At 49.3% G+C, this 25,646-nt stretch carries 19 protein-coding genes and 1 tRNA gene; 11 read left to right on the top strand and 9 right to left on the bottom strand.

All coding sequences use genetic code 11. From position 1 onward, the window contains the following. The first annotated feature begins 55 nt into the window (after positions 1 to 55). From GS601_RS07920 to GS601_RS07905, 4 genes are all read left to right on the top strand, one after another. On the top strand, positions 56 to 463 hold the full coding sequence (locus tag GS601_RS07920) for a response regulator (protein WP_162422721.1): 408 nt from the start codon (positions 56 to 58) through the stop codon (positions 461 to 463). Positions 464 to 652: 189 nt separating this feature from the next. After that, the gene (gene ndhC, locus GS601_RS07915; protein WP_162422720.1) at positions 653 to 1,015 is read left to right on the top strand and encodes a photosynthetic/respiratory NAD(P)H-quinone oxidoreductase subunit C; all 363 of its coding nucleotides are present in this window, start codon (positions 653 to 655) and stop codon (positions 1,013 to 1,015) included. Then, entirely contained in the window at positions 1,006 to 1,737 is a 732-nt protein-coding gene (ndhK, locus tag GS601_RS07910; protein ID WP_162422719.1) for a photosynthetic/respiratory NAD(P)H-quinone oxidoreductase subunit K, read from the top strand. The genes ndhC and ndhK overlap by 10 nt, the downstream gene beginning before the upstream one ends. Continuing rightward, positions 1,730 to 2,257 carry an NAD(P)H-quinone oxidoreductase subunit J gene (locus GS601_RS07905; protein WP_162422718.1) on the top strand — a complete coding sequence of 176 codons (528 nt, stop codon included), beginning with the start codon at positions 1,730 to 1,732 and terminating at the stop codon, positions 2,255 to 2,257. The genes ndhK and GS601_RS07905 overlap by 8 nt, the downstream gene beginning before the upstream one ends. 149 nt (positions 2,258 to 2,406) lie before the next feature. Here the strand turns inward: GS601_RS07905 and GS601_RS07900 are convergent, their stop codons facing one another. Both GS601_RS07900 and GS601_RS07895 read right to left on the bottom strand, forming a co-directional pair. Further along, positions 2,407 to 3,099 (bottom strand): TIGR04283 family arsenosugar biosynthesis glycosyltransferase, encoded by a 693-nt coding sequence (locus tag GS601_RS07900; RefSeq protein WP_162422717.1) that lies wholly within the window; start codon positions 3,097 to 3,099, stop codon positions 2,407 to 2,409. A 29-nt stretch (positions 3,100 to 3,128) separates the two neighbouring features. Further along, positions 3,129 to 3,770 carry a TIGR04282 family arsenosugar biosynthesis glycosyltransferase gene (locus tag GS601_RS07895; RefSeq protein ID WP_202924947.1) on the bottom strand — a complete coding sequence of 214 codons (642 nt, stop codon included), beginning with the start codon at positions 3,768 to 3,770 and terminating at the stop codon, positions 3,129 to 3,131. Between the two features lie 198 nt (positions 3,771 to 3,968). Here GS601_RS07895 and GS601_RS07890 point away from each other — a divergent pair, with 198 nt between their 5' ends. Then, positions 3,969 to 5,600, top strand: coding sequence for a DUF1565 domain-containing protein (locus GS601_RS07890; protein WP_162422716.1), 1,632 nt, complete (start codon positions 3,969 to 3,971; stop codon positions 5,598 to 5,600). A gap of 408 nt (positions 5,601 to 6,008) precedes the next feature. Here the strand turns inward: GS601_RS07890 and GS601_RS07885 are convergent, their stop codons facing one another. Next, positions 6,009 to 6,275: a DUF3493 domain-containing protein gene (locus GS601_RS07885; protein ID WP_162422715.1), complete on the bottom strand. Its 267-nt coding sequence runs from the start codon at positions 6,273 to 6,275 to the stop codon at positions 6,009 to 6,011. 118 nt (positions 6,276 to 6,393) lie between these two features. On the opposite strand from GS601_RS07885, the gene GS601_RS07880 reads away from it, so the two are divergent. Next, positions 6,394 to 6,465: transfer RNA gene (locus GS601_RS07880), tRNA-Thr, on the top strand. Positions 6,466 to 7,048: 583 nt separating this feature from the next. Here the strand turns inward: GS601_RS07880 and ilvB are convergent. Together ilvB and GS601_RS07870 are read right to left on the bottom strand one after the other, a co-directional pair. Further along, positions 7,049 to 8,887, bottom strand: coding sequence for a biosynthetic-type acetolactate synthase large subunit (gene ilvB, locus GS601_RS07875; protein ID WP_162422714.1), 1,839 nt, complete (start codon positions 8,885 to 8,887; stop codon positions 7,049 to 7,051). 301 nt (positions 8,888 to 9,188) lie between these two features. Further along, positions 9,189 to 9,746 carry a hypothetical protein gene (locus GS601_RS07870; RefSeq protein ID WP_162422713.1) on the bottom strand — a complete coding sequence of 186 codons (558 nt, stop codon included), beginning with the start codon at positions 9,744 to 9,746 and terminating at the stop codon, positions 9,189 to 9,191. Between the two features lie 206 nt (positions 9,747 to 9,952). On the opposite strand from GS601_RS07870, the gene GS601_RS07865 reads away from it, so the two are divergent. Beyond that, positions 9,953 to 11,113, top strand: coding sequence for a ferrochelatase (locus tag GS601_RS07865; protein WP_338016991.1), 1,161 nt, complete (start codon positions 9,953 to 9,955; stop codon positions 11,111 to 11,113). Positions 11,114 to 11,314: 201 nt separating this feature from the next. Here the strand turns inward: GS601_RS07865 and GS601_RS07860 are convergent, their stop codons facing one another. Continuing rightward, positions 11,315 to 13,183, bottom strand: coding sequence for an iron uptake porin (locus GS601_RS07860; protein WP_238393147.1), 1,869 nt, complete (start codon positions 13,181 to 13,183; stop codon positions 11,315 to 11,317). Positions 13,184 to 13,591: 408 nt separating this feature from the next. Here GS601_RS07860 and GS601_RS07855 point away from each other — a divergent pair, with 408 nt between their 5' ends. From GS601_RS07855 to GS601_RS07840, 4 genes are all read left to right on the top strand, one after another. Next, complete coding sequence (locus tag GS601_RS07855; protein ID WP_162422712.1) at positions 13,592 to 14,206, top strand: cysteine hydrolase family protein; 615 nt, start codon at positions 13,592 to 13,594, stop codon at positions 14,204 to 14,206. Positions 14,207 to 14,508: 302 nt separating this feature from the next. Then, complete coding sequence (locus tag GS601_RS07850; protein ID WP_162422711.1) at positions 14,509 to 15,945, top strand: PAS domain-containing sensor histidine kinase; 1,437 nt, start codon at positions 14,509 to 14,511, stop codon at positions 15,943 to 15,945. Between the two features lie 106 nt (positions 15,946 to 16,051). Continuing rightward, complete coding sequence (locus GS601_RS07845) at positions 16,052 to 19,834, top strand: carbamoyltransferase C-terminal domain-containing protein (RefSeq protein WP_338016990.1); 3,783 nt, start codon at positions 16,052 to 16,054, stop codon at positions 19,832 to 19,834. Positions 19,835 to 20,008: 174 nt separating this feature from the next. After that, on the top strand, positions 20,009 to 20,608 hold the full coding sequence (locus GS601_RS07840) for an isochorismatase family protein (protein WP_162422710.1): 600 nt from the start codon (positions 20,009 to 20,011) through the stop codon (positions 20,606 to 20,608). Positions 20,609 to 20,923: 315 nt separating this feature from the next. Here the strand turns inward: GS601_RS07840 and pntB are convergent, their stop codons facing one another. The 3 genes from pntB to chlP all read right to left on the bottom strand — a co-directional run bounded on the left by pntB (position 20,924) and on the right by chlP (position 25,533). Next, positions 20,924 to 22,321 (bottom strand): Re/Si-specific NAD(P)(+) transhydrogenase subunit beta, encoded by a 1,398-nt coding sequence (pntB, locus tag GS601_RS07835; RefSeq protein WP_162422709.1) that lies wholly within the window; start codon positions 22,319 to 22,321, stop codon positions 20,924 to 20,926. Between the two features lie 11 nt (positions 22,322 to 22,332). Next, positions 22,333 to 23,937 carry a Re/Si-specific NAD(P)(+) transhydrogenase subunit alpha gene (gene pntA, locus GS601_RS07830; RefSeq protein ID WP_162422708.1) on the bottom strand — a complete coding sequence of 535 codons (1,605 nt, stop codon included), beginning with the start codon at positions 23,935 to 23,937 and terminating at the stop codon, positions 22,333 to 22,335. A gap of 375 nt (positions 23,938 to 24,312) precedes the next feature. After that, on the bottom strand, positions 24,313 to 25,533 hold the full coding sequence (gene chlP, locus GS601_RS07825) for a geranylgeranyl reductase (protein WP_162422707.1): 1,221 nt from the start codon (positions 25,531 to 25,533) through the stop codon (positions 24,313 to 24,315). Positions 25,534 to 25,646 lie beyond the last annotated feature (113 nt).

The following is a 25,646-nucleotide window of genomic DNA, read 5'->3' as shown; positions in this document are numbered from 1 at the left end:
AGGCATCCTCTGATTGCCCTGAGACCTTAAAAATCGTCTAGCGTAGTTCATTAACTTGCCCGATCAACCCCCCACCCTGACTCACGTTCAAGTACTCGTTGTTGAAGATGAAGCGATTACTCGCATAGCCCTCACTGTTTTACTAGAACATCAGGGGGCAACAGTAGTCACGGCTGGCTCGGTCAGAGAAGGACTGCAAATTTTAGACCGTGGCTTTCAGCCTCATGTTTTGCTCAGTAATATCCGCCTCCCTGATGGCACAGGCATCGATGTGCTTCGGCATTTGCAGCATCAAGATGCAGAGCGGCAGAGCCACACGCCTGCGATCGCACTAACAGGCGAAACTTTAAGCACCCTGCAAGACAATCCAGACTTCGCCGGATTTCAGCATTACCTATCTAAACCCTTTGACTCTTACGCTTTGGTCAACGCGATCGTTTGTTTAGTCGCGCGATCGCAGTAAATTCTCCCACCGCCCACGCCTTACTATCAAGCCAACTCAATCTCTATCATCTGAAAGAAGTAGCGCGATTTTAAGGAAATATCAGGGTTTTCCAACATCAGAGCCGAAGGCATCGCCCTATAATAGAGCGTGAAGCATCGTTAACAAACGATCTTCAACCCCTATCTCAAATAGAGGCAGCAATTTACGGTGTTTGTTTTAAGCGGCTACGAATATCTCTTAGGCTTTCTACTAGTGTGCAGCTTGGTGCCGATCTTGGCACTGGTGGCATCAAAAGTAGTTCGCCCTAGTCGGCGCGGACCCGAACGGCGCACCACTTACGAATCTGGCATGGAGCCAATCGGAGGGGCATGGATTCAGTTCAACATTCGCTATTACATGTTTGCTCTGATCTTTGTAATCTTCGATGTTGAAACCGTCTTTCTGTATCCTTGGGCTGTCGCGTTTAGTCGCTTAGGCTTACTCGCGTTTATCGAAGCCCTGATCTTTATTGCGATTCTCGTTGTTGGTCTCGTCTACGCTTGGCGTAAAGGAGCGTTGGAATGGTCATGAATCCTCAAACGGCGGCTACTAATACAGAGTCGCTCGTCAACCCCATCGAGCGTCCTTCGGTGACCCAAGAACTGTCTGAAAACGTCATTCTCACCACCGTAGACGACTTGTATAACTGGTCAAGATTATCGAGTCTTTGGCCGCTTCTGTTTGGGACGGCTTGCTGCTTTATCGAGTTTGCGGCGTTGATCGGCTCGCGCTTCGACTTCGATCGCTTTGGGCTGGTTCCCCGGTCTAGCCCCCGCCAAGCTGACTTGATCATTACAGCCGGCACGATCACGATGAAAATGGCTCCGGCATTAGTGCGGCTTTACGAACAGATGCCCGAACCGAAATATGTGATCGCCATGGGTGCTTGCACCATCACCGGTGGCATGTTTAGCGTGGATTCGCCATCCGCCGTGCGAGGAGTAGACAAACTGATTCCCGTTGATGTGTATTTGCCGGGATGCCCACCTCGCCCAGAAGCGATCGTAGATGCCATCATCAAACTGCGGAAGAAAATTTCCAACGAATCGATTCAAGAGCGCGGGGCGCTGCTTCAGACCCATCGCTACTACAGCACCACCCACAATATGAAGGTGGCTAAGCCGATCCACGATGGAGCCTATCTCCAGTTAGATTCTCGCAATGCTCCGCCTCGCGAACTTGCAGAGGCAATGGGCTTACCGATTCCGGCGGCACTGAAAGAAGCAGAACAGGAGGGTCGCGATCGTGGCTGAAGAAGAAACCAAGCAACCAACGGCTGAAGCGGCTCCGATTGTGGAAGCGGGCAAGTCGTCTAAGTGGCTGACTGAACAGGGCTTTGACCATGAATTCATGGGAAGAGACGCCAGTGGTGTTGAGATAATCAAGGTGGAACCCGAACTGTTAGTTCCGTTTTGCATGGCGCTGCATGCCAATGGGTTCAATTATCTCCAGTGCCAAGGCGCATACGATTCTGGCCCAGGCAAAGAGTTGGTCAGTTTCTACCATTTGGTAAAATGCTCGGATAACGCAGATCGCCCGGATGAGGTGCGGCTGAAAGTCTTTCTCCCTCGCGACAATCCGAGAGTGTCGTCGGTTTTTTGGATTTGGAAGGCGGCAGATTGGCAAGAGCGCGAGTCTTTCGATATGTACGGCATCATCTACGAAGGACACCCAAATCTAAAGCGCTTACTCATGCCGGAAGATTGGGTGGGCTATCCTTTGCGAAAAGACTACATCTCGCAAGACTTTTACGAACTGCAAGACGCTTACTAAATTGACTGTGTTTTGACTGAAGACTCTCCTCAGTGGTTGGGGGGAGTTTTTTGGGTAGATGCGATCGCTATCAACACCCTAAATAGTTGGGGGAGGTCGAGGATCTGTCGCGGTGAAAAATCAATTTGGTATGAGGGTTAGATTCGCCCTCACCCTCGCCCCAACCCAGAGCGATACCACCGGCGAATGAGATCGGGCGAGATGCCTAAAACGTAAGCGCCGATCACTAGTTGATTCACCAAGGTGGTTCGCAGCACGCCCAGCCTTTGCCAGCGCCGCCCAGACGTTATCACCGGAGCAGGAACGATGGCGATTTTGCCGTGTTGATGCAGGCGTTGCACCAACTCAAAATCTTCCATAATTGGCAAATCTGGAAACCCACCCACGGCGTGAAAAACAGGTTTCGGCAGAAAGATCGCCTGATCCCCGTAGGGGAGTTGCAGATAGCGCGATCGCAGATGGACTCCCCATTCCACCAGCCGCACACCAAACCCAGGCGCGTCTATGGTCAGGTCAAACGCGCCTGCGATGGTGCGCGGTTGGGCAAGGGTGCCTCGAATCAGGGTCTCAAAGCTTAAGGGAAGCTGAGTGTCGGCATGGAGAAATAGGAGAATCTCTCCCGTTGCGATCGCGGCTCCGGCATTCATCTGAGCGGCTCGACCCGCCGGAGCAGAAATCACTTTGGCATGGGCAGATTGGGCAACCGCAATCGTGTCATCCTGGCTTCCCCCATCCACCACAATTAGGTCTACCCCGGTTGCCTCAGTTAGGGTTGCTAAGGTTTTAGACAGATGGTGGGCTTCGTTGAGAACCGGGATTACAATTGAGATTTTTGAAAGCATTTGAGATTTTTGAAAGCATTTTGTAAACACTACCGCTTCAACGTTGTTAAATCTTCTGGACGATCAATATCGTCTAGCACAGGCAGTAATGCTGTAGTCAGGTTTAACTTTCGTGCGATCGCTAACGTTTGCTGAAACACAACGTCGGTACTCCAAGAAATAGTTTGGAACAGTTCAGGAGTCGGCTGTCGCAAACCAATCAGGTAATATCCCCCATCCGACGCTTCGCCCAAGACCAGATCGGCTGTTGTCAAGCGTTCAAATGCCAACGATAATAAGTCAGCTTGCAAGCTAGGACAATCGGTACCAATCACCACAACCGCCGTCGCCTGCTGCTGAAAGGCACCCTGAAATGCCTGGATCAGCCGATCCCCCAAACTTCCTGAACCTTGCGATCGATACTGCCCCTGCTCGCCGAGCCAGTGCCGCATCTGCGCCAAGTCACCCCCTGCAAAGTGCACCTCAAGAGATAGAGTAGACTGGTCTTTCTGGAGCCGCTGAGCCTGAGCCACTGTATCTTCAGCCATCTGACGATGCAAGGCGGCCGCCCCTGCCTCACCCAAGGCAGGAATGAGACGAGTTTTTGCTTTCCCAGGCTCAGGATAGCGAGTAAAAATAATCAGGTAGTTTGGCACAGAGATGCGATCGTAAGTAAGAGGATAAAGCGGCAAGAATGCGCTCTAAGTAAATACAACCCAGTAAATCCGCCTAAGGAGACTTTAAAGATTTCCTACTTCAAATGCACCAGATTCGGTCAACTTGTGTATATTTCTAACCGACAGGAGGGAACCCAAAACACTTTGAGTTTGTCATCCTCCACAGGTGCAAGACTTCACTGATCCCACATCATCGTTTACGTGTAAAAAGTTATGGCATGTCAGGGCAACCCCACTAACCTCTCTTCGCAATTTCCGACGTTTTTACGAGCGGCTCTCATCTCATCTGGCATTGGACTGGCTGCCCTCACTGGGTTTGCCGGGCACAGCGCCGTACTCGCGCAAATCAATCCGCCGACTCCAACTCCCTCATCTCCCACCGTTGCTACCTCCGTTATTTACGTCAATCCTACCAGTGGAAATGATCAGCCGAGCGCTGGCAAAACTGAGGCGGCTCCTTACCGCACCCTATCCTTTGCTCTGCAACAAGCTGCCGCAGGCTCGGTGATTCAACTGGCTCCAGGAAATTATATTCAAGAAAATGGGGAACAGTTTCCGCTGATTCTCAAGCCCGGTATTATTGTTCGAGGCGACGAAGCTAGTAAAGGGCAAAGTACTGTTATCAGAGGCAGTGGCGGCATTATTAGCAAAACCTTTGCTGGGCAAAACGTCACTATTTTGGCGTCTCAAGGCAGTGAACTGCGCGGCATTAGTGTAACCAATCCGGCATCCCGTGGCACAGGTGTTTGGATCGAAGATACAAATCCTTTGATTGTCAATAGCACGTTTGCCAACAGCTTGCGAGAAGGTATTTTCATTACCGGAACTGCAAATCCGATCATTACTGATTCTATGTTCACCAAAAATCAGGGGAATGGAATTTCTATCGCGAAGACAGCACGAGGTGAAATCAGAAATAGCGTATTTTTTGATACAGGATTTGGACTTGCGATCGGAGGCAGTGCAACGCCCACGCTAACCAACAACCAAATTACTCAAAACCAATCTGGGCTCTTTGTTAGCGATACGTCTCGTCCCGTTCTTCGCAACAATACGATTACTGAAAACAAAGAAAACGGAATCGTTGTTACTAGCAGCGCACAACCCAATTTAGGCACACGAGATGATGTTGGAAACAACATTGTTCGCAATAATGTTAAGTATGACGTGAACAACGCAACAAGCGGGACAATAGTTGCGATCGGGAATAATATCGATCCGAAAAAGATTGCTGGGAAAATTGACTTTGTTGCTGGTGGAAATGTCGCATTTACCGATGTTCAAGGGCACTGGGCGCAAACTTATATTCAAGCACTGGCAGCTAAAAACGTCATTTCGGGCTTCCCAGACGGTACGTTTAAGCCTAATGAACCCGTGACGCGTGCCCAATTTGCGGCGATCGTTCTCAAGGCATTCTCCCCTCCTGCCAAAAAACCTGGCATCACTTTTTCAGATGTGGCTCAACGCCACTGGGCGTATGACGCCATTCAAACGGCAGCAAAAGGTGGCTTTGTGTCAGGGTATCCCGGTGGCACCTTTAGACCAGAGCAGAAAATCCCCAGAGTGCAGGTTTTAGTTGCGTTGGCAAATGGTCTAGAGTATGGTGCAGGCGATGTCTCAATTTTGTCGAAGTACCAAGATGCAACGGCGATTCCTGCTTATGCCAATAGCCTCGTTGCCTCTGCAACTCAAAAACAAGTGGTTGTCAACTATCCCGCAGTAGGGCAACTCAACCCAAATCGTGAAGCAACTCGGGGGGAAGTTGCTGCCTTTATCTACCAGTCGCTTGTGAATGCGGGTCAGGCTCAAGCAATTCCGTCGCCCTACATTGTGGGGGGTAGATAACCGATTTAGCGGTTTGCTGAGTAGCGTTATGAATTTACGAATTGCCCTCCTCGCAAAGCGGGTCGAAGCCCTCTTTAACCCTTCTATTTTGAGAGAGGGCTAGAGTAAGGCTTCTTGCCTAAATCCGTTGGCAGCGGATAGGGTAGCGGATGGAACTGATAGAACGGAGGAGACTTTGCCCCAAAACCCTCTGCTCATCCGCGCCATCGGTTACCCATCGTTGCCACTCCACGTTTGCAAGAAGCCTAGTGACCAATTGAAATGGCAATGGCTACAGATAACCCCACCGTCTATGGCACCTTCTTGCCCCGATGGGGAGGAGTCAGCCGGGGTCGCATCTACAAGTTGAGTTGGTGTTATCCAATCTCTTGGGCGTTTCGTGCACCCTGGTTTTAGTGCGATCGCGCTTCATCGTTTCGTGCGATTTTCCCATCGAAACAGCCAAACCATGAGGGCAACAAGCCCGACTTGTAGCGCCAGATTGGGCAGGGCAACGGCGACATCTCGACCTGCCAAAATTTGCGTCAGAAAGACAAAAGCCCCGATCGCACCCGAAGCCCCAACTCCGCTATAAATAAACTTTCTTAGCCCTCGATAGGGAGCTTTGGATTCTGCAACAAGGCGGGCATATTGCTCTGGGTCTTGGGTTTTCAAGCGTTTAGAACGTTCGGTCATGGGTTTCGAGAACATGTAAGACTAGCTCGATCGTGCCATGAATTACTCAACCTTGTTGTGTGAGAAATTTGCATAACCCTTTGGCTGAAGCCTGCTATACTTACTAATTGTTATATGTGCCGATGTGGCTCAGTGGTAGAGCACTCGATTCGTAATCGAGCGGTCGTGGGTTCAAATCCCACCATCGGCTTTCTAATCAGAGTAACGGTTTCGGCGATTTGATGCGGGTTTCAGCCCTTGCTTAGCTCGTTTCGCGCCGAAGCTAACTCTAACTTGAGCGCACATGTTTGCTCAGTTTCAGGCACGGATTGAGATAAAGATTGAGATACAAATCTAACGAGAGCAAGTCTACTTCCCGTTTTTGGGTTCAAGTCTGAAAGCGGATTCCCTTGCTAGCATTGGCTTTCATTACCATTTATCTCAATCGATCGCAGTTCTGCCCTGAGTGCGGTATCAATGGGAGAAGCGGTATCGAAATCATTCTGAGCAACACAGTTCGCTTTCCTCAATTCCAATCGCAAACTTTTGGATTTAGCAGCAATTTGTGGGTGAGACTCCCATAAGCAAGAAAGGGCTTCGTCTTGTTGCCGCGTCGCTAAGTGGTAGAACGCAGTTTTGGTTGGATGTCTAGATTTCGGCGATGAGCGCGAGACTAGGAGCGGTTGGCAGAGACGTTAGCTAGGTTTTATCTGCTTGCCTTTGTGATGTTGATGGTGAAACAGTTTATTGAAATCAAGTTTCAAAGTGCATAGTTTCAAAGTGCATAACACCCTCTAGCTTTTCGTCCCGCATTCAGGACAAAACTTGTGGGTCGAAACATTCTTCGCCCCGCAATGACTGCAATACACAAGCTCCGCCGCTTGGTCTAACTTTGGACGCGACTGCAACCCAATCATCTGAGCATTACTCGCCCCCGACGGCACCATCGGATAGCAGTTCTCATCTTTTTTAACGCGCACATCCATCAACACAGGACCCTCATGCGCCAACATCTGTGCGATCGCGTGGCTTAGCTCATCCCGCGACTCAACCAGCATCCCCTTGACGCCATAGGCATCGGCGAGCTTCACAAAATCAGGCGCTCCGACCTGCATATTCGAGGATGAATAGCGCTCATCATAAAACGCTTCCTGCCATTGGCGCACCATGCCTTGCCAACCATTGTTAATAATCATGGTTTTCACATGAATGCCGTGCTGCGCCAGGGTTCCTAGCTCCTGCAAGTTCATCTGAAAACTCGCATCCCCACTAATACAAATTACTTCTTCATCTGGAACCGCCACTTTTGCGCCCATTGCTGCTGGCAGACCAAACCCCATGGTTCCCAGCCCAGCGCTCGAAATCCATCGGCGCGGTCCATTTTTTAGAAACTGAGCCGCCCACATTTGATGCTGACCCACATCCGTTGTGTAGTAGGCGTTAGGGGCTTGCCGCCCGACCTCTGCAATCACTTCTTGAGGCGATAGCACACCGTGATACTGCGGCGCTTCGAGGGGATAATCGGTGCGCCAAGTGTCGATCCGCGCCAACCATGCTTTGGTCAGGTCTGGATTGGTCGGATCGCCTTCATCTTTGCTTCGCTCTAGCAGATCGCTGAGCACTTGGCGAACATCTCCTACGATCGGCACATCCGGAGCGCGCACTTTGGCAACTTCAGCCGGATCGATGTCAATGTGAATCACTTTGGCACGGGAGGCAAACTCCGACAGTTTGCCCGTCACGCGATCGTCAAACCGCGCCCCGACAGCAATCAACAAATCGCACTCTGTTACGGCAAAATTCGCGTAAGCGGTGCCATGCATTCCCAGCATTCCAACCGCGAGGGGATGATGCTCATCAAACGCGCCGATACCCATCAGCGTTGTTGTGACTGGCAGCCCAAACCGCTCGGCTAATTCCTTCACTTCGGCATGGGCACCCGCCGAGATCGCGCCGCCGCCCACATACAGCAAGGGGCGCTCCGACTGGCGAATCAGCTTTAGAGCTTGTCCGATCTGCCGCGGATTTCCCTTCACTGTCGGACGATATCCCGGCAACCGCACCGATCCCGGCTCGACGGGAACATAATCGATCGCTTCGACCCCAACATCCTTGGGAATATCAATGAGGACAGGTCCTGGTCTGCCGGTCTTAGCAATGTAAAAGGCTTCCGCGACAATTCTTGCCATGTCTCGACCGTCGCGCACCACATAGGAGTGCTTTACGATGGGCAACGTAATGCCGTAAATATCTGTTTCCTGAAAGGCGTCACTGCCGATCGCCTTGCGGGGCACCTGTCCAGTAATAATCACCATCGGGATCGAATCCATATGAGCCGTGGCGATTCCTGTCACCAGATTCGTTGCACCCGGACCAGACGTTGCAAAGCAGACTCCCACTTCTCCGGTTGCCCGCGCATAACCATCGGCGGCATGGGCTGCGCCCTGTTCGTGACGCACGAGGATATGCTTCACAAATCCTGCGGCTTCTGAGCGATACACCTCATCGTAAATCGGTAGAATTGCCCCACCAGGATACCCAAAAATATGCTTGACGCCATGCCGCCGCAAACTGTCCATTAATGCGAAAGCACCCGTTACCCGTTGAACCGTCGATCGTTGCTGCAACTGCACTGGGAGAACCTCACCAAAGCTATTGAAGATAGAAGATTTTTGTATCTAAAGATGCACTTAGATAGAAATTTAGTGTAGTGCTGATTACGAATTCTGTCGAGGGATATGGTAAAGAGAAACCTGAAAAAGATGCGCCGTTTTGGTCAACAGATCGCGGAAAGGGTTGTATGTAGGCGGCTGCAATGATCGTGCGATCGCGTTAGCAAATGTTGACTAAATCACAGGTTGTAAAATGCGTTTAATGTTTGGGCGCTTTGTGGATTGAAATCACGAAATTTTACTGTGGCGTTTACTGTGGCGTTTAGTCGGTGTAGCGGTCAATCAAAGTTGCTACAAACGCAGCCGCCGTGGTCGATGAACAGGTCGATAAACTATCTCTATTCATATCAGATGGATCAGAAGGAGACGCAATCCAATACCCTGCAATAGTGTTAGGGGAACGCCACAGATCGAGATGCTCCACAGGGGGATCAGCATAAAAGCTCTCCGATCCCCTACCCAACAGAGCCGAACTCCAATGCGTAAAGTAATCGTGACTGAGGCGATAGATCGGAAAATTGCCGTACAAAGGGACGCCCCACCCATCGATCGCGATGAGCGACCGAGTGATCCCGCCTTGAGTTTGCCATTGGGTAGCCGCCGCGATCGCACCCACCACTCCTGCACTAAACCCAATCCAAAGCAGGGGTAGCCCCTGAGAAAGATGAGGCTGAAGAAATTCTAAAATATGATGGGGAGAATAGACCGGAAGCCGATCGCTCGGAAAGATTACGAACGTTTGTTCAGGTCGGTCTAGCCCTGCGATAAACGTGTCAGTCAACCTCGGCGAATGCATTCCTGGACACACGATAATTTTCATCCCTCATTCCTCCTTGTGCTGGGTTGCCGCAGGCGTCCGTTCTCTCCTACTCCCATCTTTCTCTAGACATATTTTAATAACAAAAGAATTTTTCTCTATTCCATCCCCCGGTAGGGGATGTTAGCCTGGTAAACGGACGACTCTGTAAACCGCCATCAAAAAGTGCTGCGGAGTCATATCAGCGATAAGAAAGCGAGGAAAGCGACGTGGTTGCAACGCCTGAAAAACTGCATCAATCGGATAAGAGTGCTTCAAATGGAACGGAGCGAGTTGCCGTTCTGCTGATGGGCTATGGCGAAGTTGAAAGCTACGAAGATTTTGCCAACTACAACGAGCAAGCCCTCAACCTGCTCACTGCCAAGTTTGCTCCGGTTCCAACTTGGATTTATCCTCCTTTGGCAAAGCTTCTGGCCATGTTCGATCTCCATGAATGGAGCCATCAGCACGATCATTTTATCTCGCCGCACAACGCCATTTTTGAGCAGCAACGGGCAGGGGTCGAGAAAACGCTGCAAGAAAAGTGGGGCGATCGCGTCCAAGTCTTCAAAGCGTTTAACTTCTGTAAGCCGTTCTTGCCCAATCAAGTGTTAACTGAAATCAAAGCTCAAGGGTTTGATAAGCTGCTGATTTATCCATTGCTTGTGGTGGATTCGATCTTCACTAGCGGCATCGCAGTTGAGCAGGTGAACAAAGCTCTAGCAGAATTAGCCGATGAGGGAGAAGCCCATTGGCTGAAAGGCACACGTTATATCCCCTCGTTTTTTGACAAGCCTGAATATCTCGATTTGATGGCAAAGCTCGTCGAAGACCAGATTCAAGAGAAGCTTGCTCAAGCGTATCTACCCTCTGAAATTGGTATTGTTTTGATGAATCACGGCTGTCCGCACAAGGCTAAAGGCTTTACATCGGGCATCACCGAAAGTCAGGCGCTATACGATCAGGTGCGCGATCGCTTGATCTATCGCTATCCTCTAATCTCAGTTGGTTGGCTCAATCACCAAACACCGCTGATCGACTGGACTCAACCCAACGCCGACCTTGCCGCCAAAAATTTGATCGAATTGGGAGCAAAAGCGCTGATCTTTATGCCGATTGGCTTTGCTACCGAAAACCATGAGACCTTGCTAGATGTAGACCACATCATTCATGGGCTGCGTCGCAAGCATCCAAGTCTCACCTATATTCAGATGCCCTGTGTCAACGACAATCCAGAATTTCTGAAGATGACGGCAGATTGGGCGCATCCCCAAATCGAAGCTCTTCTATCTGAACACGCCGTTGCCGTGAATCCTGCGCTGGCTGTGGCTCATTCTCACAAGCATCATGATCACTCTCACGATCACGGTGGACATCATCACCATCATTAGTAGAAAGACTGCTAATAACATGGAAAGACAAACGGTGTAGGCAAAGCTACTAAGGCTGTAGGTTTCTCTGCACCGTTCGTTATTTGAATTGATTTGAACCCTCTCTAGCAATTTCTCAGCGCTTGGTCAACTCACCTATTGTTCAACCGCTTTAGCAATAGGTATGTTAGCGCTAAGCCATAGGCGTGCTAAAGTGCGAGCCTAGAATGTGAATGTTGTTCGCACTACAGGAACCGTTACCGTTGGGTTGTCTCTAAATCCTTCTGGGTTGAAGATAAAAAAGATACCAGGTGTAATGCTAAGGTTGTCGGTTAATCGAAAGTTAATATATCCTTCAAGTTGATACGGCGTTGCGTCTTCCGGCGAAAAGGCTCTTCCTGCGGTGCTGACCCGCGACAACGGTCTACCAAACAAAAGTCCTGCTGTGCTGCCTTTGCTCACTGCATCCTTGAAATGCACCCCAACAAGCCAACTTAAAAAATTGGTAGAGGCGTCTACATTTTCAAGTTCACTGAAAATATAGGTTGCTGAACCTGCCAAGGTAACCGAAGGCGTAACGCGGAACGCGGCTGTTGCACCTAAGGTATTGAGATGAATCGGTTGATCTACGATCGCAACCAGCGCTGAGCCACCGGCCGTCGTGAGTTCTGCTGCTGTTGGATTGAACAAATTAGTGCCAAAGTCAGCAGATGCTAATCCGGTGCCCAAAATATTAATCTTGTGATGGCTATGTGCATAGTTCAAACCAATGTCTAGCTTCTGGCTTGGTTTGATCGTAAGTTGGCTAGACAGAATGTAGCTATCTTTGAAAACGCCTGCGCCGAGCGGAGTGCCAAAAAAGCCTGCATCCCCCGGAAGCGGAGCCGTCACGTTGCCATACAGTGCCCGAAAATCGAAAGTATCTGAAATATTCCAAATCAATCCTGCTGCTGCTGCCAATCCCGTCTGCGATGTACCCGATGAAACTCGCTGCGAGACCGGAAGACTACCAAAGCGAGAAACTGCTCCTTGCCCTTCCCCAGCAAACGGGAGAATAGCCGGAAACGCATCCGATACTTCTGCGTTTGTTCCAACAAATGCCGTCAGTTTGTTGACAACTGGAAAAATGTACAGCAGTTTGTAGAGACTAATGGCGTTGTTCCCGGTTGAGGCAAAGTCTTGTGGGTTGACGGTGGGAAACTGAGGCGTGTAAGCCAGGCTAAGATTGCTAGCGTTGCCAAAGATAACATCTCCGTATCCCAAAGTTCCGGCAAGACTGCCGCTATTGCTCCTAAACACACTGCTTGGACCGCCCCCAAAATTGTAGGCTTGTAGCCCAGTAATGAGTTGATCTCGACCTGAGAAACTGGTCACTAAATTGAGGCGGACGCGGTTGTTAAACACTACTTCAGCATCTCGCCCTGGTGTGGGTTGAGTTTGGTTGACCGGATTTGTGTTATTGAAAAAAGCTAGATTGCCACCTGGGTAGGCACCAGAAGCACTCGCCAAACTGAAAATTGCTTCGCCAGTTAGTTTTGTCGTAGTCGAAAACTGCTGCTTTTCTAGCGCGATCGTCCGAGTTTCTAAGACATCCACTCGCCCTCTCAAAGTAGCTAGTTCCGCAGAAAACTCTTCCTGCAATTTTTGGAGAGTTAGCAGATCTCCTTTTTGCACTAGATCAGCCGTTGCCGCTGCGATTAGTTCGTTCACCCGATCGAGACAAGCATTCAAGCCTGCTGCAAATTCGTAACGGGTGATCGCCCGATTTCCACGAAACGTCCGGTCTGGATACCCTGCAATGCAGCCATAGCGCTCAACAAGTGATTGCAGTGCTTGAAATGCCCAATCGGTTGGCTGCACATCAGATAGTTGAGAAACAGAGGTCACTTGCTCCATTGGCGCAGCCTGTTCTTCGATGTCAGAAACCCCTTGCACATTAAAGGTGCGATCGCGACTGAATAAATCAGTTTGCAGTATAGATAGACTCGGTTCAGATGCGCTGGTTCTCGCAGAAGGTATGAGCGAGAAACTACTAGCTGTTAGGCAGACTAGCCCCATCATTTTGATCGCCTTGCCTCGGTTCTTGCTCATGGTAATATCCCACACGACATGCTTAGGTTTTTCTACAGTCAATTCATTATGGATGAAGTTCAGTAAAACGATTAATTTAGCTTGTGTTTTTTAGAACATTTAAACTTAAGTCTTATCAAGCCTATAGCCTTGGAAATGCAGATATGATTTTATTTATTTACGACAAAAATTGGGCGAAAAATTTAAGTGAATCCACTTAAAAAATTACTGAATAATTCCTCTTCAAATGGGCACTATAACAGCAATGAAAGGCAGTTTACAAAATCTGCACTATTTTGCGTTGAAAAGGGAATATTTACTTCGGTTTCAAATGTTACACAAACATCAAAACCAAGCACTGCAATGCAATCTCAGTAATTTTAGGAACAAATCGCGCCTAATTTCTTTGCTAACTTAGTAAATACACTGATGAAACCTGAACAAACTGCGCTCGTCTTAATTGGCTATCAAAACGATTACTTCTCATCTGAAGGAATCTTGCATGGGGTGATTGAGGAATCGTCTAGAGTCACTAATGTGGTTGCTAATACTGTTCATTTGCTAGAGTGTCTTGCGCTCACTCCAGCATTGATTGTTACAACTCCTATTTTTTTCACACCTAACTACGAAGAGTTAATCGAGCCGGTTGGCATTCTAAAGACAATCAAAGAAGTCGGTGCATTTCAGGTTGGGCAATCTGGTTCAGAAACGATCGCTGAAATTCAGCCCTTTGCTGATCGCATTTTAGAAGTTCCTGGCAAGCGGGGATTCAATGCATTTATTAATACCAATTTGCAAGAAGTTCTTCAGCAAAATGGCATTAAAAATATTGTGCTGGCAGGGGCAGTTACGTCTATCTGTATTGACTCAACAGGGCGGGCGGCTCGTGAAAAAGGGTATCAAGTTACTGTTTTGTCTGACTGCACATCAGCCCGGACTGTTCTTGAACAAGGGTTTTACTGCAACAGTATTTTTGCATTGTACGCAGAGGTGATGACTCACATAGAGTTGCTCAATGCGTTAGAAGTTGTGGTTCCTGCTTAACCATCGTTCTGTCATTGGTATGCCAATGTTCAGTTATTAAAGTCTGCTGTTAACAATTAAATGGTCAACCTTTTTCATGGCTGATTCGCTACCGAGTTATGACTAAAGTTTGCTCTATTTTTTGCTGGTCGTTTGCACAAAACATCAAATTCGCTCTAGCAAAACATAAGTCAGATAAAAGGGTTGGTGCTGCCTACTTTAAATACCTTTGCTGAGCCTCCACACAGCAGGTTTTCAAACTTTAATTTTGTGCTCTACTCACTAACGTTTAGCCTTGCCACAAATCGCACCAATTGTAGATTATGACATCAGAATTTTTAGCAGGTAACGAACTGCACACGCAGATTCAATACCGTTTGATTGAGCAGCTTTCAGAATCAGAACGGCGATACCGAGAGCTAGTTGAGAATTTGCGAGAAATTGTATTTAAGTGCGATCGCGCTGGCAATTTTACGCTACTCAACAAAGCTTGGAGCGCAACTTTAGGGTACAGTTCTACCGAGTGCTTAGACCGCTCCCTAGACGACTTTCTCCACGCTGAGGATCGGGAGATTTGGCTAGAGCTATTACCACAACTACTTGATAAGCAAGTTGTGGCTAATCAAGAATTGCGATTTCATCACCAAACCGCAGAAATTGTGTGGTTAGAGTTGTCAGCCCGCTCGGCAGAGCAAGGAGAGATCTCTGGCTCATTAACAAATGTTAGCGATCGCAAACGCGCACAAGCCGCTCTCAAAGAAGCAAATGAAGCCTTGCAACTTAGAATTCAACAGCTTCGGGTCGAAAATCTTGAGCGCAAACAAACCGAAGCAACCCTTTTAGATTCTCAAGAAAAATTGAAGCAACAAGCTGAACAGCTAGAAGTAACCTTAAAGGAACTGAAACAAACTCAAACTCAACTGGTACATGCAGAAAAAATGTCAAGTTTGGGGCAACTCGTCGCTGGAATTGCCCACGAAATTAACAATCCCGTCAACTTTATTCACGGCAATTTGAGCCACGCCGAAGAATACATTCAAGAGTTAGCATATGTGATCCATCTCTACCAAGTTCACTACCCAACCCCAACAGAAATTCAGGTAGAACTAGAACGAATCGATTTGGCATTTTTGCTAGAAGATTTACCAAAGTTGATGACCTCCATGAATGTTGGAGCCGAACGCATCCGCGAAATTGTGTTGTCACTGAGAAACTTTTCTCGGCTAGACGAGGCAGAAATTAAACCGGTTAATATTCACGACGGCATCGACAGCACGCTGATGATTCTTCAGAACCGCTTGAAGGGCACAGAGAGCAATGCTGTCATTCAAATTATTAAAGAATACGCTGATCTACCTTTAGTTGAATGTTACGCCGGACCGCTCAATCAAGTGTTTATGAACCTGATTAGTAATGCGATCGATGCCGTAATATCTCGGTGCATTCAAGAAGCAGAAGCGTGTCCTCAAAACTCAAAGTCCACGTTCACGCCTACGATTCGGATTCGGACAGAACCCGTTGCAGAAGAACACATCGCGATTCACATTATCGATAACGGCATGGGGATGAGCGAAGAGACTCAGAAGCAAATTTTTGATCCTTTTTTTACCACAAAACCGGTCGGTAAAGGGACAGGGCTGGGCTTATCGATTAGCTATCAAATGATTGTAGAAAGACACGGTGGAGTCTTGAAATGCTTATCAACCCTAAACAAAGGTACTGAGTTTCTCATTCAAATTCCAATCGCTCTCTATCACTGAAATTGAGCGCTGAAATTGAGTACTGATAAGACAAAAACTTGAGTCAGATTTCTAGTTGATTGAACTGGTTAATTAGTTTATTGAATTGGTTGAGGAGACATAAAACGTGACACAGTATCACATGGGAATTAATCTGGGACATGAGCGCTCTGCCGCAATTGTCAAGGATGGTGAGATTGTTGCAGCGATTGAGCAAGAGCGGCTCGATCGTCACAAATTTAGTCCGGGTTACATGCTGCATGCTCCAGGAGTTGCATCCCAAATTCAAATCCCAGCAGAAGCGATGCGATACTGCCTAGACACATGCAACATTAGCTTAAAGGATCTAGCAACTATCACCGCCAATATGCCTGGGCATGATCATGCGCCCGACATTTTGCGACGGGTCTTATCAGCAGAGATGACCGACAGGGTAATGCGAATTCCCAGTCATCATCTGGCTCATGCATACTCAACCTACTGGACTTCAGGATTTGATGACGCCTTGATTTTGGCTGTAGATGCAACGGGTAGCACAACGCCAGAACACCTAACCGAATCGTATACTCTCTACACGGGTCGAGGCGACTCGATCACAACACTGCATAGTGAGCTAGTGCCCGCCCATCTCGCAGGTCTCTCAACCCTAGGATTTGTGTATGAGTATGTCACCCGCAAAGCTGGATTTGTCACGCGAATTAGCGATAAAGTACGTCATGCTGAAGCCGGGAAACTGATGGGCTTAGCGCCTTATGGCAGAGAGCAACCAAACCTGCATCGATGGATTCACGCGATCGAGAACTCCTATAGCCTCAGCATGTCTGCCTACGATATTTTCTTGGAAGTAGCGGCTCTCGAAAAACGCTATGACACCGGAGAAGGAAAACCTTATCTGCGTCCCTACCTGGTTGATTTGGCTTACAAAGTCCAGAAGGAATTAGAAGATGCGCTGCTGCATGTGGTGGGGTTGGCGATCGCACAAACTGGATTGCGAAAACTCTGCATTGCAGGCGGAGTTGGGCTAAATTCGGTTGCCAATTACGAGCTACTCAAACAGCTTGACTTAGACGATATTTTTATCTTTCCAGCAGCAGGAGATAGCGGAATTGCTGCCGGATGTGCACTGTGGGCGTATCACACGGTAGGCGGCGGTCAGAAGCGAGTTAAACTTACGCAAGCAACGTTGGGGCGCAGCTACAGCCGTGATCAGGTAGCCCAAGCTGTCCACCATTTTCAAGAGTCGATTGTGGTAGAAGAATTGACCCCCGATGAACTGCTCGATCGCAGTGCTAAAGCGTTAGCGCAAGGCAGCATTGTGACTCGGTTTGAAGGGGGTGCAGAGTATGGACCCAGAGCGCTGGGGCATCGATCGATCATGGCAGATCCGACCTTCAAGCACATGAAAGATATCTTGAATGCACGGGTGAAGTTTCGAGAGGCGTTTCGCCCCTTTGCTCCGGTGATTCCCTTAGAAGCCGTTGCTCAAGTGTTTGAACAACCCGTTGCTGCCCCGTTTATGCTGCTGGTGTCTGACATTAAACCAGAGTTTTACGATCGCATTCCGGCAGTCACCCACACCGATGGAACAGGGCGCGTTCAAACCGTAACCGAGCAAGATAATTCTTATTTCTACCGGCTCTGCTACAAGTTGGTCGAGGAACGGCAGGGTGTCCCCGTGCTGCTCAATACCAGCTTTAATATTGCAGGGCAGCCGATTGTAGAAACGCCATTGGAAGCGATCGCAACCTTTCTAGGAACAGACATCGACTATCTAGCGATCGAAAATTTTTGGATTTCCAAGCGTCACGTTCCTGTACTAACTTACGAACAGCATTTGGATAAAGTCACCGAAAGTCCGCTTCCTCACGGACTCCCTAGCCCAATGCCCAGCGTCGAAGCCCTGATGGGCACCCTCGATCGAGCGCTGTTTTTTGGGGAAACAACCCACTGTCCTTGGTCATCAGAAGAATTGAAAATGCTCTCTGAGCAAGGCGCTCAGTACAAGGAAACCAGCATTCTCTTTCCTGCAACACCTTTCTACAGCCCGCTTTCGACAAAACTCTCAAGAGACATCATCTTACTGCTTGATCCGTTAAGTCGCTCATCGTTAGTAGACCTCACTCAGCAGGTTCCGCCTTCTAGCTATAGTTTTGAAGAAATCAAGCTCGTGTTAGCCGTTTTGAATGCTTCAAAAGATGGGTTAGGGCAACTGCGGGTCGAGATGCGGTTGACTCAGTTTGAGTTTGAGCAACGAATAGATTGGGCAAAGCAACACCTGCGCTCTTATCGACTAGAACCGAAGCACTCAAGTTCAAAGCCGATGCATCCAGATTCTGCGCTAACCACGGTTGCCGCAAAAACCTTCGCGTTTTTTGAGCAAGAGGGCTTCTCAGCCAGACATCACCTGCGATCGCTCTACCTGTGCCTCAAGCAAGCGGGCTATATTGAATCAAACATCTGCCAATTGCTGGGTGTGACCTCTCAGCAGCAGATTGAGCCGACCTACTTGCACTATTACGATCGCTATCGACTGCCAACAACAGCCCTGGCTGATCTGATCCGGCTGTTCCTACTCCGGAGTGCCCTACCAGAACTGAAACTCCGAACCCTATTTGGAGAGGAGTTGTTCTCTCTGCTTGGTCAGATCGGGCTGCTGATCCGTCGGGGGGAAAACTGGGCATCGCGAGTGGATATTGTGGATGTGGTGGGATTGTATATTGCCACCGATCACCGCTACCTGATGCTTGAAGAAGATGAACTGAGCGAAGATCCGGTCATGTATATCGGAATGGACAGTTTAGGTCTAGTTCATACGGCACCTCAGTCTACCGTGAGCCGCGTTTTAGATCTTTGCTGTGGCTCTGGTGTGCAGGGGTTGGTTGCCAGCCGATATGCGAGAGAAGTGCTCAGCGTTGACATCAATCCACGCGCTATTCGCTTTTCTCGATTTAATGCTCAACTTAACGGAATTGATAACATTCGGTTTCATCTTGGCGACTTGTATGAGGCAGCCTCTGGCTATTTCAACACGATTTTGGCGAATCCTCCGTTTGTGCCTAGCCCGTCTCGCGACTGTCGATTTAGAGATGGCGGGGCAACGGGCGAAGACATTCTCGCTCGGATCATCTCAGAAAGTGCAAATCATCTTGCACCCCACGGTCGGCTGTTTATTGTGACTGATTTAGTCAATCTTTCGGCATACGAGGCAAAGCTTAAGCGCTGGTGGCGCGGTGGCGCGGCCCATCAGTTGGTCTTGTCTACCGCCGATCGCAATGACATTTTGTTCTCTGTGCCGCACTGCCACAGCGCCTTCAATCAAACGCCAGAAGAGTACACCGCAGAACTCGATCAGTGGTTACACAATTTCCATGAGGCGGGGTTGAGTGCGGTCAACTTTGGCTACATTTTGATCTGTCAGATCGAGGAGTCTCAGACAGGCTCCTACTACGCGCGAACGATTCACAATCCGGCGTGCTCGATTCATTCGCAAATCTCAGAATACTTTCAGCAACGGCAACTGCTCGACGATGAACAGAGTCACGATTGTTTCTTATCGTTGGCTCCTGATATTCGGTTTCGGGTAGAGACTAGCCCTCGGAGCAGCGATCGCAAGATCGAGTTGTTTGCCCTAGACAACCCATATTTCACAACCTACCCTATCAGCGAACAGATGTATCGCTTACTACAAGACATCAATCAACTCCAGCCCAAATGGGTTGCTTATTCCAATGCGACTAACCAAGACTCGATCTTGGATCTAATTTACAAGGGAATTTTGCATCTTACATCTGAGCCGCCCAACCTCAGTCGCAATCGCCGCTTAGACGATCCGGCTCCTACAGAAGGGCTAAGTATTGCAGAGCTTCAGACGAAAACAACGCCGACATGCATCTCATCCTATCTGCGGTGATACACTAAGCTCGAAAAACTGAGTTATTTAGTATACCATAACTTTCTGATGGGCAAAGTGTCGCTCACAGCCTTTTGCTGTATTCCTCTCGGTGTATGATTTATCAACGGTGTTAGTGCTGAATTTCTTAACACTGTTGATAGGTTATTCATTTGCAGGTTAGGAGAAGGCGTAGTGAAAAGAGCGCTATTGGTGATTGACGTTCAGAACGAGTATTTTGTTGGGAAACTGCCGATTTCTTACCCATCAAACCATCTCAGTAACATTCTCCGGGTGATGGATGTTGCGGTTCAGCAAAATATGCCGATCATTCTAGTGCAGCATACGTTTGCTGGCGACGATGCTCCATTTTTCAAGCGAGATAGCTACGAATGGCAATTGCATCCTGAAGTGGGCGATCGCCACTCTGATTTGCAGCTTGAGAAGAACTACCCCGGCTGCTTTACGGGAACCGAATTAGAAGCTTGGCTGCGATCGCACGGTATTGAGACCGTCGTGATTGCAGGCTATATGAGCCACATGTGCTGTGACACAACGGCACGGCAAGCCATGCATTTAGACTTTGCCGTAGAATTTCTCTCGGATGCAACGGGCACGCTCCCCGTCAGCAACGGCGCGGGCAGTGTAACGGGCGAAGAAATGCACCGCTCGATCCTAGTCGCTCAACAAATGATGATCAGCCAAGTGATGACAACCGATGAGTGGGTCGATCGGGTTTATGTTCCGGCTCGGCTAGATGCTCCTCACCTGAGTGAAGATAGAACTTTGGTCTGAGAAACTGGTGAGATTGCGAGCGTGCAGTTTGGGCCATTTCTTGAGACCTGCAAGGTGCTACAGCTATCCAAAGCGGCACAACGCTATTTGCTTTTTTAGGCAACCCTCGACGCGACAACGAAAATCTAGTTCGACTACCACTCACTGCGGAGCCTGCTTCTATGGCTAATCGTGGAAAACCCGCCCAAATAGGCTGAAAGCGAACCCAGGTCTTCTCTTCAGCCCGTCTGGACGGAACACTTTCTTTGATTGGCTCGAACTTCGGTTCGGAAGCGCGGCGAGAAACTCTTCTACAGGTCGGGTTCTGGCAGCGAGTTATTTGGCGAGTTCTAAAACGCCTAGCTGACTCAACACGGCATCCGCGTTTTTCTTGGCATCACCAAACAGCATGTGCGTGTTTTCGTTGTAGAAAAGTGGATTTTCTACACCTGCATAGCCACTTGCCATACTGCGCTTTAGCACAATCACATGCTTTGCTTTCCACACTTCCAAAACAGGCATCCCCGCGATCGCGCTTCCTGGTTCTAACGCACTCGGGTTTACCGTGTCATTTGCCCCGATCACCAACACCACATCCGTTTCAGGAAAGTCTTCGTTGATCTCATCCATTTCCAATACGATGTCGTAGGGCACATTTGCCTCAGCCAGTAAGACATTCATGTGTCCGGGTAGGCGACCTGCTACCGGGTGAATGCCAAAGCGCACGTTGACGCCGCGATCGCGCAACCGCTTCGTGATGTCAGAAATCGGATGCTGTGCTTGGGCAACAGCCATGCCATAACCGGGAACGATGATGACACTATTGGCGTTGTCTAGCATCTCGATCGTGCCATCTACGGAGATAGAGGTTGCTTCGCCGATCACCGCTTTTGTCGCTGTTGATCCGCCCGCTCCAAAGCCACCGAGAATGACGCTGATAAACGATCGATTCATCGCTTTGCACATAATGTAGCTGAGAATCGCGCCGCTGCTTCCGACTAAAGCACCGGTGATGATCAGCAAATCGTTGGAGAGCATAAACCCAGCGGCGGCAGCAGCCCACCCCGAATAGCTGTTGAGCATCGAGATCACAACGGGCATATCTGCGCCGCCAATGCCAAGGACAAGATGAAGCCCAAGTACGCCTGCGATCGCGCTCATGATCACCAGTGCTTGTAGCCCAGACAGCACGTCTCCCCCAAGAAACTGTTGACCCAGCCAACCACAGGCAAGCAGCATTCCACTATTGAGGACATGACGCGCTGGCAAGGTGAGCGGTTTGCTGCCAATCAATCCCCGCAGTTTTCCAAACGCAACGATCGATCCGGTAAACGTAACCGCGCCAATAAAGACACCGATGAAAATCTCGACTTCGTGAATGGTGGCTTCCGCGCCGGTCAGCGACTGCGGGCTGAGGTAATTTGCCACCCCCACTAGTACGGCGGCGAGTCCTACAAAACTGTGCAACATCGCTACCAGTTCTGGCATCTCGGTCATAGCGACTCGTGCGGCAAGAATTGCGCCCACGATCGCTCCCGGAAGAATCACACTCGCCAAAATTCCGTAGCCCGTTACGTCACTTCTAACGATCGTGGCAACAAAGGCAATTAGCATTCCAGCAATGCCGTAAACGTTGCCTTTTTTAGCGGTTTCCTGATTTGACAAGCCACCCAAACTCATGATGAAGAGGACGCTTGCCGCCACATACGCAACATTAGAAATACTATCGATCATCCGTCCTCTCCCTATTTTTGAAACATTTTAAGCATGCGTTGTGTCACCAAGAAACCACCCGCAATATTGATGGTTCCGACAAAAATCGCGATCGCACCTAAAATCGTGGTTGCCGAGGTGGGCGCACCGGAAATTTGCAGCATGCCCCCGATAATAATGATGCCGCTAATCGCGTTGGTGACACTCATCAACGGGGTATGGAGAGCGGGTTTGACGTTCCAAATCACCTGCCAGCCAATAAAGCAAGCCAGCACAAACACGGTGAAGTGAGCGAGAAACGAAGCAGGCGCGATCGCGCCAATCCCGACTAAAACCGCACCGATTAGCACTGCCCAAATCCACTGAGGCGTTTTCGGACGGGCTTGAGGCATTGCCACAGGGTCAACCGCGACAGGTTTGGGAGCAGGAGGTGCCGCTGTTCGGGGGGGCGGCGGCATCACTTCTCCTTGATGCACCACCAAAGCCCCGCGAATCACTTCGTCATTGAGATCAACGCGATAGTTTTCGTTTCTGCCCATATCATCTAGCAGGTGGCACAGATTCTTGCCATAAAGCTGGCTCGATTGCGATGCCATCCGGCTTGGCAGATCGGTGAGTCCAATGATTGTCACGCCATGATATTTGTAGATTTCTCCCGGTTTGGTGACTTCACAGTTGCCGCCCTGCTCTGCTGCCATGTCTACAATCACAGAGCCAGATCTCATGCTCTCGACCATTTCTCGCGTGATCAAGGTTGGAGCTTGCTTGCCCGGAATCAATGCCGTTGTGATGATGATGTCTACCTCTTTTGCCTGGTCAGCAAACAGATCCATCTCGGCTTTGATAAATTCGGGACTCATGGTTTTGGCGTATCCTCCTTCCCCAGAGCCGTCTTCTTCAAACTGAAGCTCTAGAAACTCTGCACCCATGCTTTGGACTTGTTCTTTCACAACTGGGCGGGTATCAAACGCCCGGACGATCGCGCCCAACCCTCTCGCCGTTCCGATCGCTGCTAACCCCGCGACCCCTGCCCCAATGATCATCACTTTGGCAGGAGGCACTTTTCCGGCGGCGGTGATCTGCCCGGTAAAGAAGCGTCCAAAATGCTCTGCGGCTTCGATCACCGCACGATAGCCCGCAATATTTGCCATCGAACTGAGGGCATCCAATTTCTGGGCACGGCTGATTCGGGGAACCGCATCCATCGCCAAAACAGTGGCTTTGCGCGTGGCGAGTTGTTGCACCAGTTCAGCATTCTGAGCGGCCCAAATAAAACTGATCAACGTGCCGTTTTCTCGCAGCAATGCTGTTTCGTGTTGATTTAAGCCAGTATGCCAAGCGGGAGGACGAACTTTCAAAATTAAATCTGAGGTTGCCCACAGCGTTTGTGTATCAGCAATGATCTGGCAACCTGCCGCTTCAAACGCAGCATTAGAAAAATTTGCGGCGTCTCCTGCCCCCGATTCAACTAATACCTCAAACCCGTATTTTTGCAGTATTTTTGCAGTATCTGGAGTGGCAGCCACTCGGCATTCATTTGTAACAATCTCTTTAGGAATGCCGATCTTTTTACAAGGGTTTAGGGAGTCAATTGAAGGATGCTCACTATGCGGTTGCTTTTCCAGCGCGATCGTCATGAACCCCTCCTTTAGTAGGTTTCGGTGTACTGGTAGTGCTGCCCAATAAATGTGAAAAGTAGATATTCTCCGCTAATGCGTTTGCAGCAATTTACAGAGCAACCTTACAGATCATAAGGACAGTATTGGTATCCTAAAGAAGAATTTCAAATAGGTAGGATTTACTTCCAATTTTCTTAGGATCTACCGCGTGAAAGCGAATCGAAACTTAACATTAAACCTTTAATTAGAGGCTACAGGAGGGGAAGCAAGGCTGGCTCGAATTGCTTGTTTGTAAAAGAATAAAAAAGCGATCGCACCTTGATGGAGGCGCGATCGCGATCACATGAATCCAGAAAATCGGATCTAGAAAATCACAACACAATCATTCTGGTGCTACGGCGCTAAAGCGTTGCCCCGAATTAGACTGCCGATGGTCTTGGCAGTAATTTTCAGTTGCGTCAACGGATTCGCGGGAACGACCGTCTTATACAGATAGCTATCAAACGTCAGCTTCTGCACATCCATATCTGCACACATTTCAACAAACGCCTCACGGGTTGCATCCGAACGGTAGAACACCGATTGTAGAATATCCAACACCTTGTAGGTGATGCCGTACATCTTGTCCCACCGCTTTAGGTAAACCTTGAGATCGGCTTCGGTGGGAATGCGGCGACCCCCATCAGAGAACTCAACGATCGTTTCTGCACACATCCGGGCAGACTTGGCGGCAAAGTAGATGCCTTCTCCAGAAGACTTAGTGACGGTTCCTGCCGCATCTCCCACTAGGGCAACCCGACCCACAACCCGCCGAGGTCGGGGATGTTCGGGAATGGGATGAGCTTCGACACGGATTATTTTGCCGCCTCTGAGCCGCTTTGCTGCCCGCGCCCGGATGCCTGCTTGCAGCTTTTTGATGTCTGCCTTATTGGGCGACATGGTGCCCGTGCCCACGGCAACGTGGTTGTATTTAGGGAAAACCCAGGCGTAAAAATCCGTCGAAACGTCGTCACCAACGTACATTTCTGCTAAATCTTCGTAGTACGCCATTTTGTCATCGGGCAGGCTGATGCGTTCTTGGAATGCGATCGCATACCGATAATCTCCAGCATCGATCGCCTTGGCAACCCGGGAGTTTGCCCCATCTGCGCCCACAACGAGATCGACTTGCAGGGTTTGGGCACTGCCTTCGAGGCTGCCATCGGAATGGTCGGCGTAGTGCAGCGTGTAGGCTCCATTGCCCGAAGGAATTTCGAGCTTGTGAACGGTGCCGTTGATCAGTTTGGCTCCTGATGCAATGGCGCGATCGCGCAAAAAGCCATCCAAAATTTCACGACGGCACATGCCGATATATTCGTCGTCTTTGAGGGTCGAACCGATATTGACTTCCACATTAGAGGGGGAAATCATTTTCATCTTCCGAACTTTGCGATCGATGATGTTCTCTGGTAGGTCAAACTCAGCCACCATACAGAGGGGAATTGCCCCACCACAGGGTTTGACGTTATCTAATTTGCGCTCGATAAGGTACGTTTCAATACCTGCTTTCGCTAATGTCTCTGCCGCAGAAGCCCCGGCAGGACCGCCGCCCACAACAGCAACCCGTAGTGCCAAAGGTTTTCTCCCATTTATTAAAAGCTACGAAAGCATCGTACCATGCAGGTTTTGGTCAGAGGGCAGAGTAACCTCGAAGTTGAAACACAGCTTAACAAATGGCTTTAATGGGG

It is taken from the genome of Myxacorys almedinensis A (genome assembly GCF_010091945.1).
Taxonomy (GTDB): Bacteria; Cyanobacteriota; Cyanobacteriia; order Leptolyngbyales; family Leptolyngbyaceae; genus Myxacorys; species Myxacorys almedinensis.
Note: the sequence above shows the minus strand (reverse complement) of the source record. Positions and strands in the feature narration are given on the sequence as shown.

Bases quoted from the DNA above. Each gene is read 5' to 3' on its own strand.
- ndhK (WP_162422719.1), top strand. From the start codon at position 1,006: ATGGTCATGAATCCTCAAACGGCGGCTACTAATACAGAGTCGCTCGTC.
- GS601_RS07855 (WP_162422712.1), top strand. From the start codon at position 13,592: ATGAAACCTGAACAAACTGCGCTCGTCTTAATTGGCTATCAAAACGAT.
- GS601_RS07850 (WP_162422711.1), top strand. From the start codon at position 14,509: ATGACATCAGAATTTTTAGCAGGTAACGAACTGCACACGCAGATTCAA.
- GS601_RS07860 (WP_238393147.1), bottom strand. From the start codon at position 13,183: ATGAGCAAGAACCGAGGCAAGGCGATCAAAATGATGGGGCTAGTCTGC.
- pntB (WP_162422709.1), bottom strand. From the start codon at position 22,321: ATGATCGATAGTATTTCTAATGTTGCGTATGTGGCGGCAAGCGTCCTC.
- pntA (WP_162422708.1), bottom strand. From the start codon at position 23,937: ATGACGATCGCGCTGGAAAAGCAACCGCATAGTGAGCATCCTTCAATT.
- GS601_RS07900 (WP_162422717.1), bottom strand. From the start codon at position 3,099: ATGCTTTCAAAAATCTCAATTGTAATCCCGGTTCTCAACGAAGCCCAC.
- GS601_RS07890 (WP_162422716.1), top strand. From the start codon at position 3,969: ATGGCATGTCAGGGCAACCCCACTAACCTCTCTTCGCAATTTCCGACG.
- GS601_RS07870 (WP_162422713.1), bottom strand. From the start codon at position 9,746: ATGAAAATTATCGTGTGTCCAGGAATGCATTCGCCGAGGTTGACTGAC.
- GS601_RS07885 (WP_162422715.1), bottom strand. From the start codon at position 6,275: ATGACCGAACGTTCTAAACGCTTGAAAACCCAAGACCCAGAGCAATAT.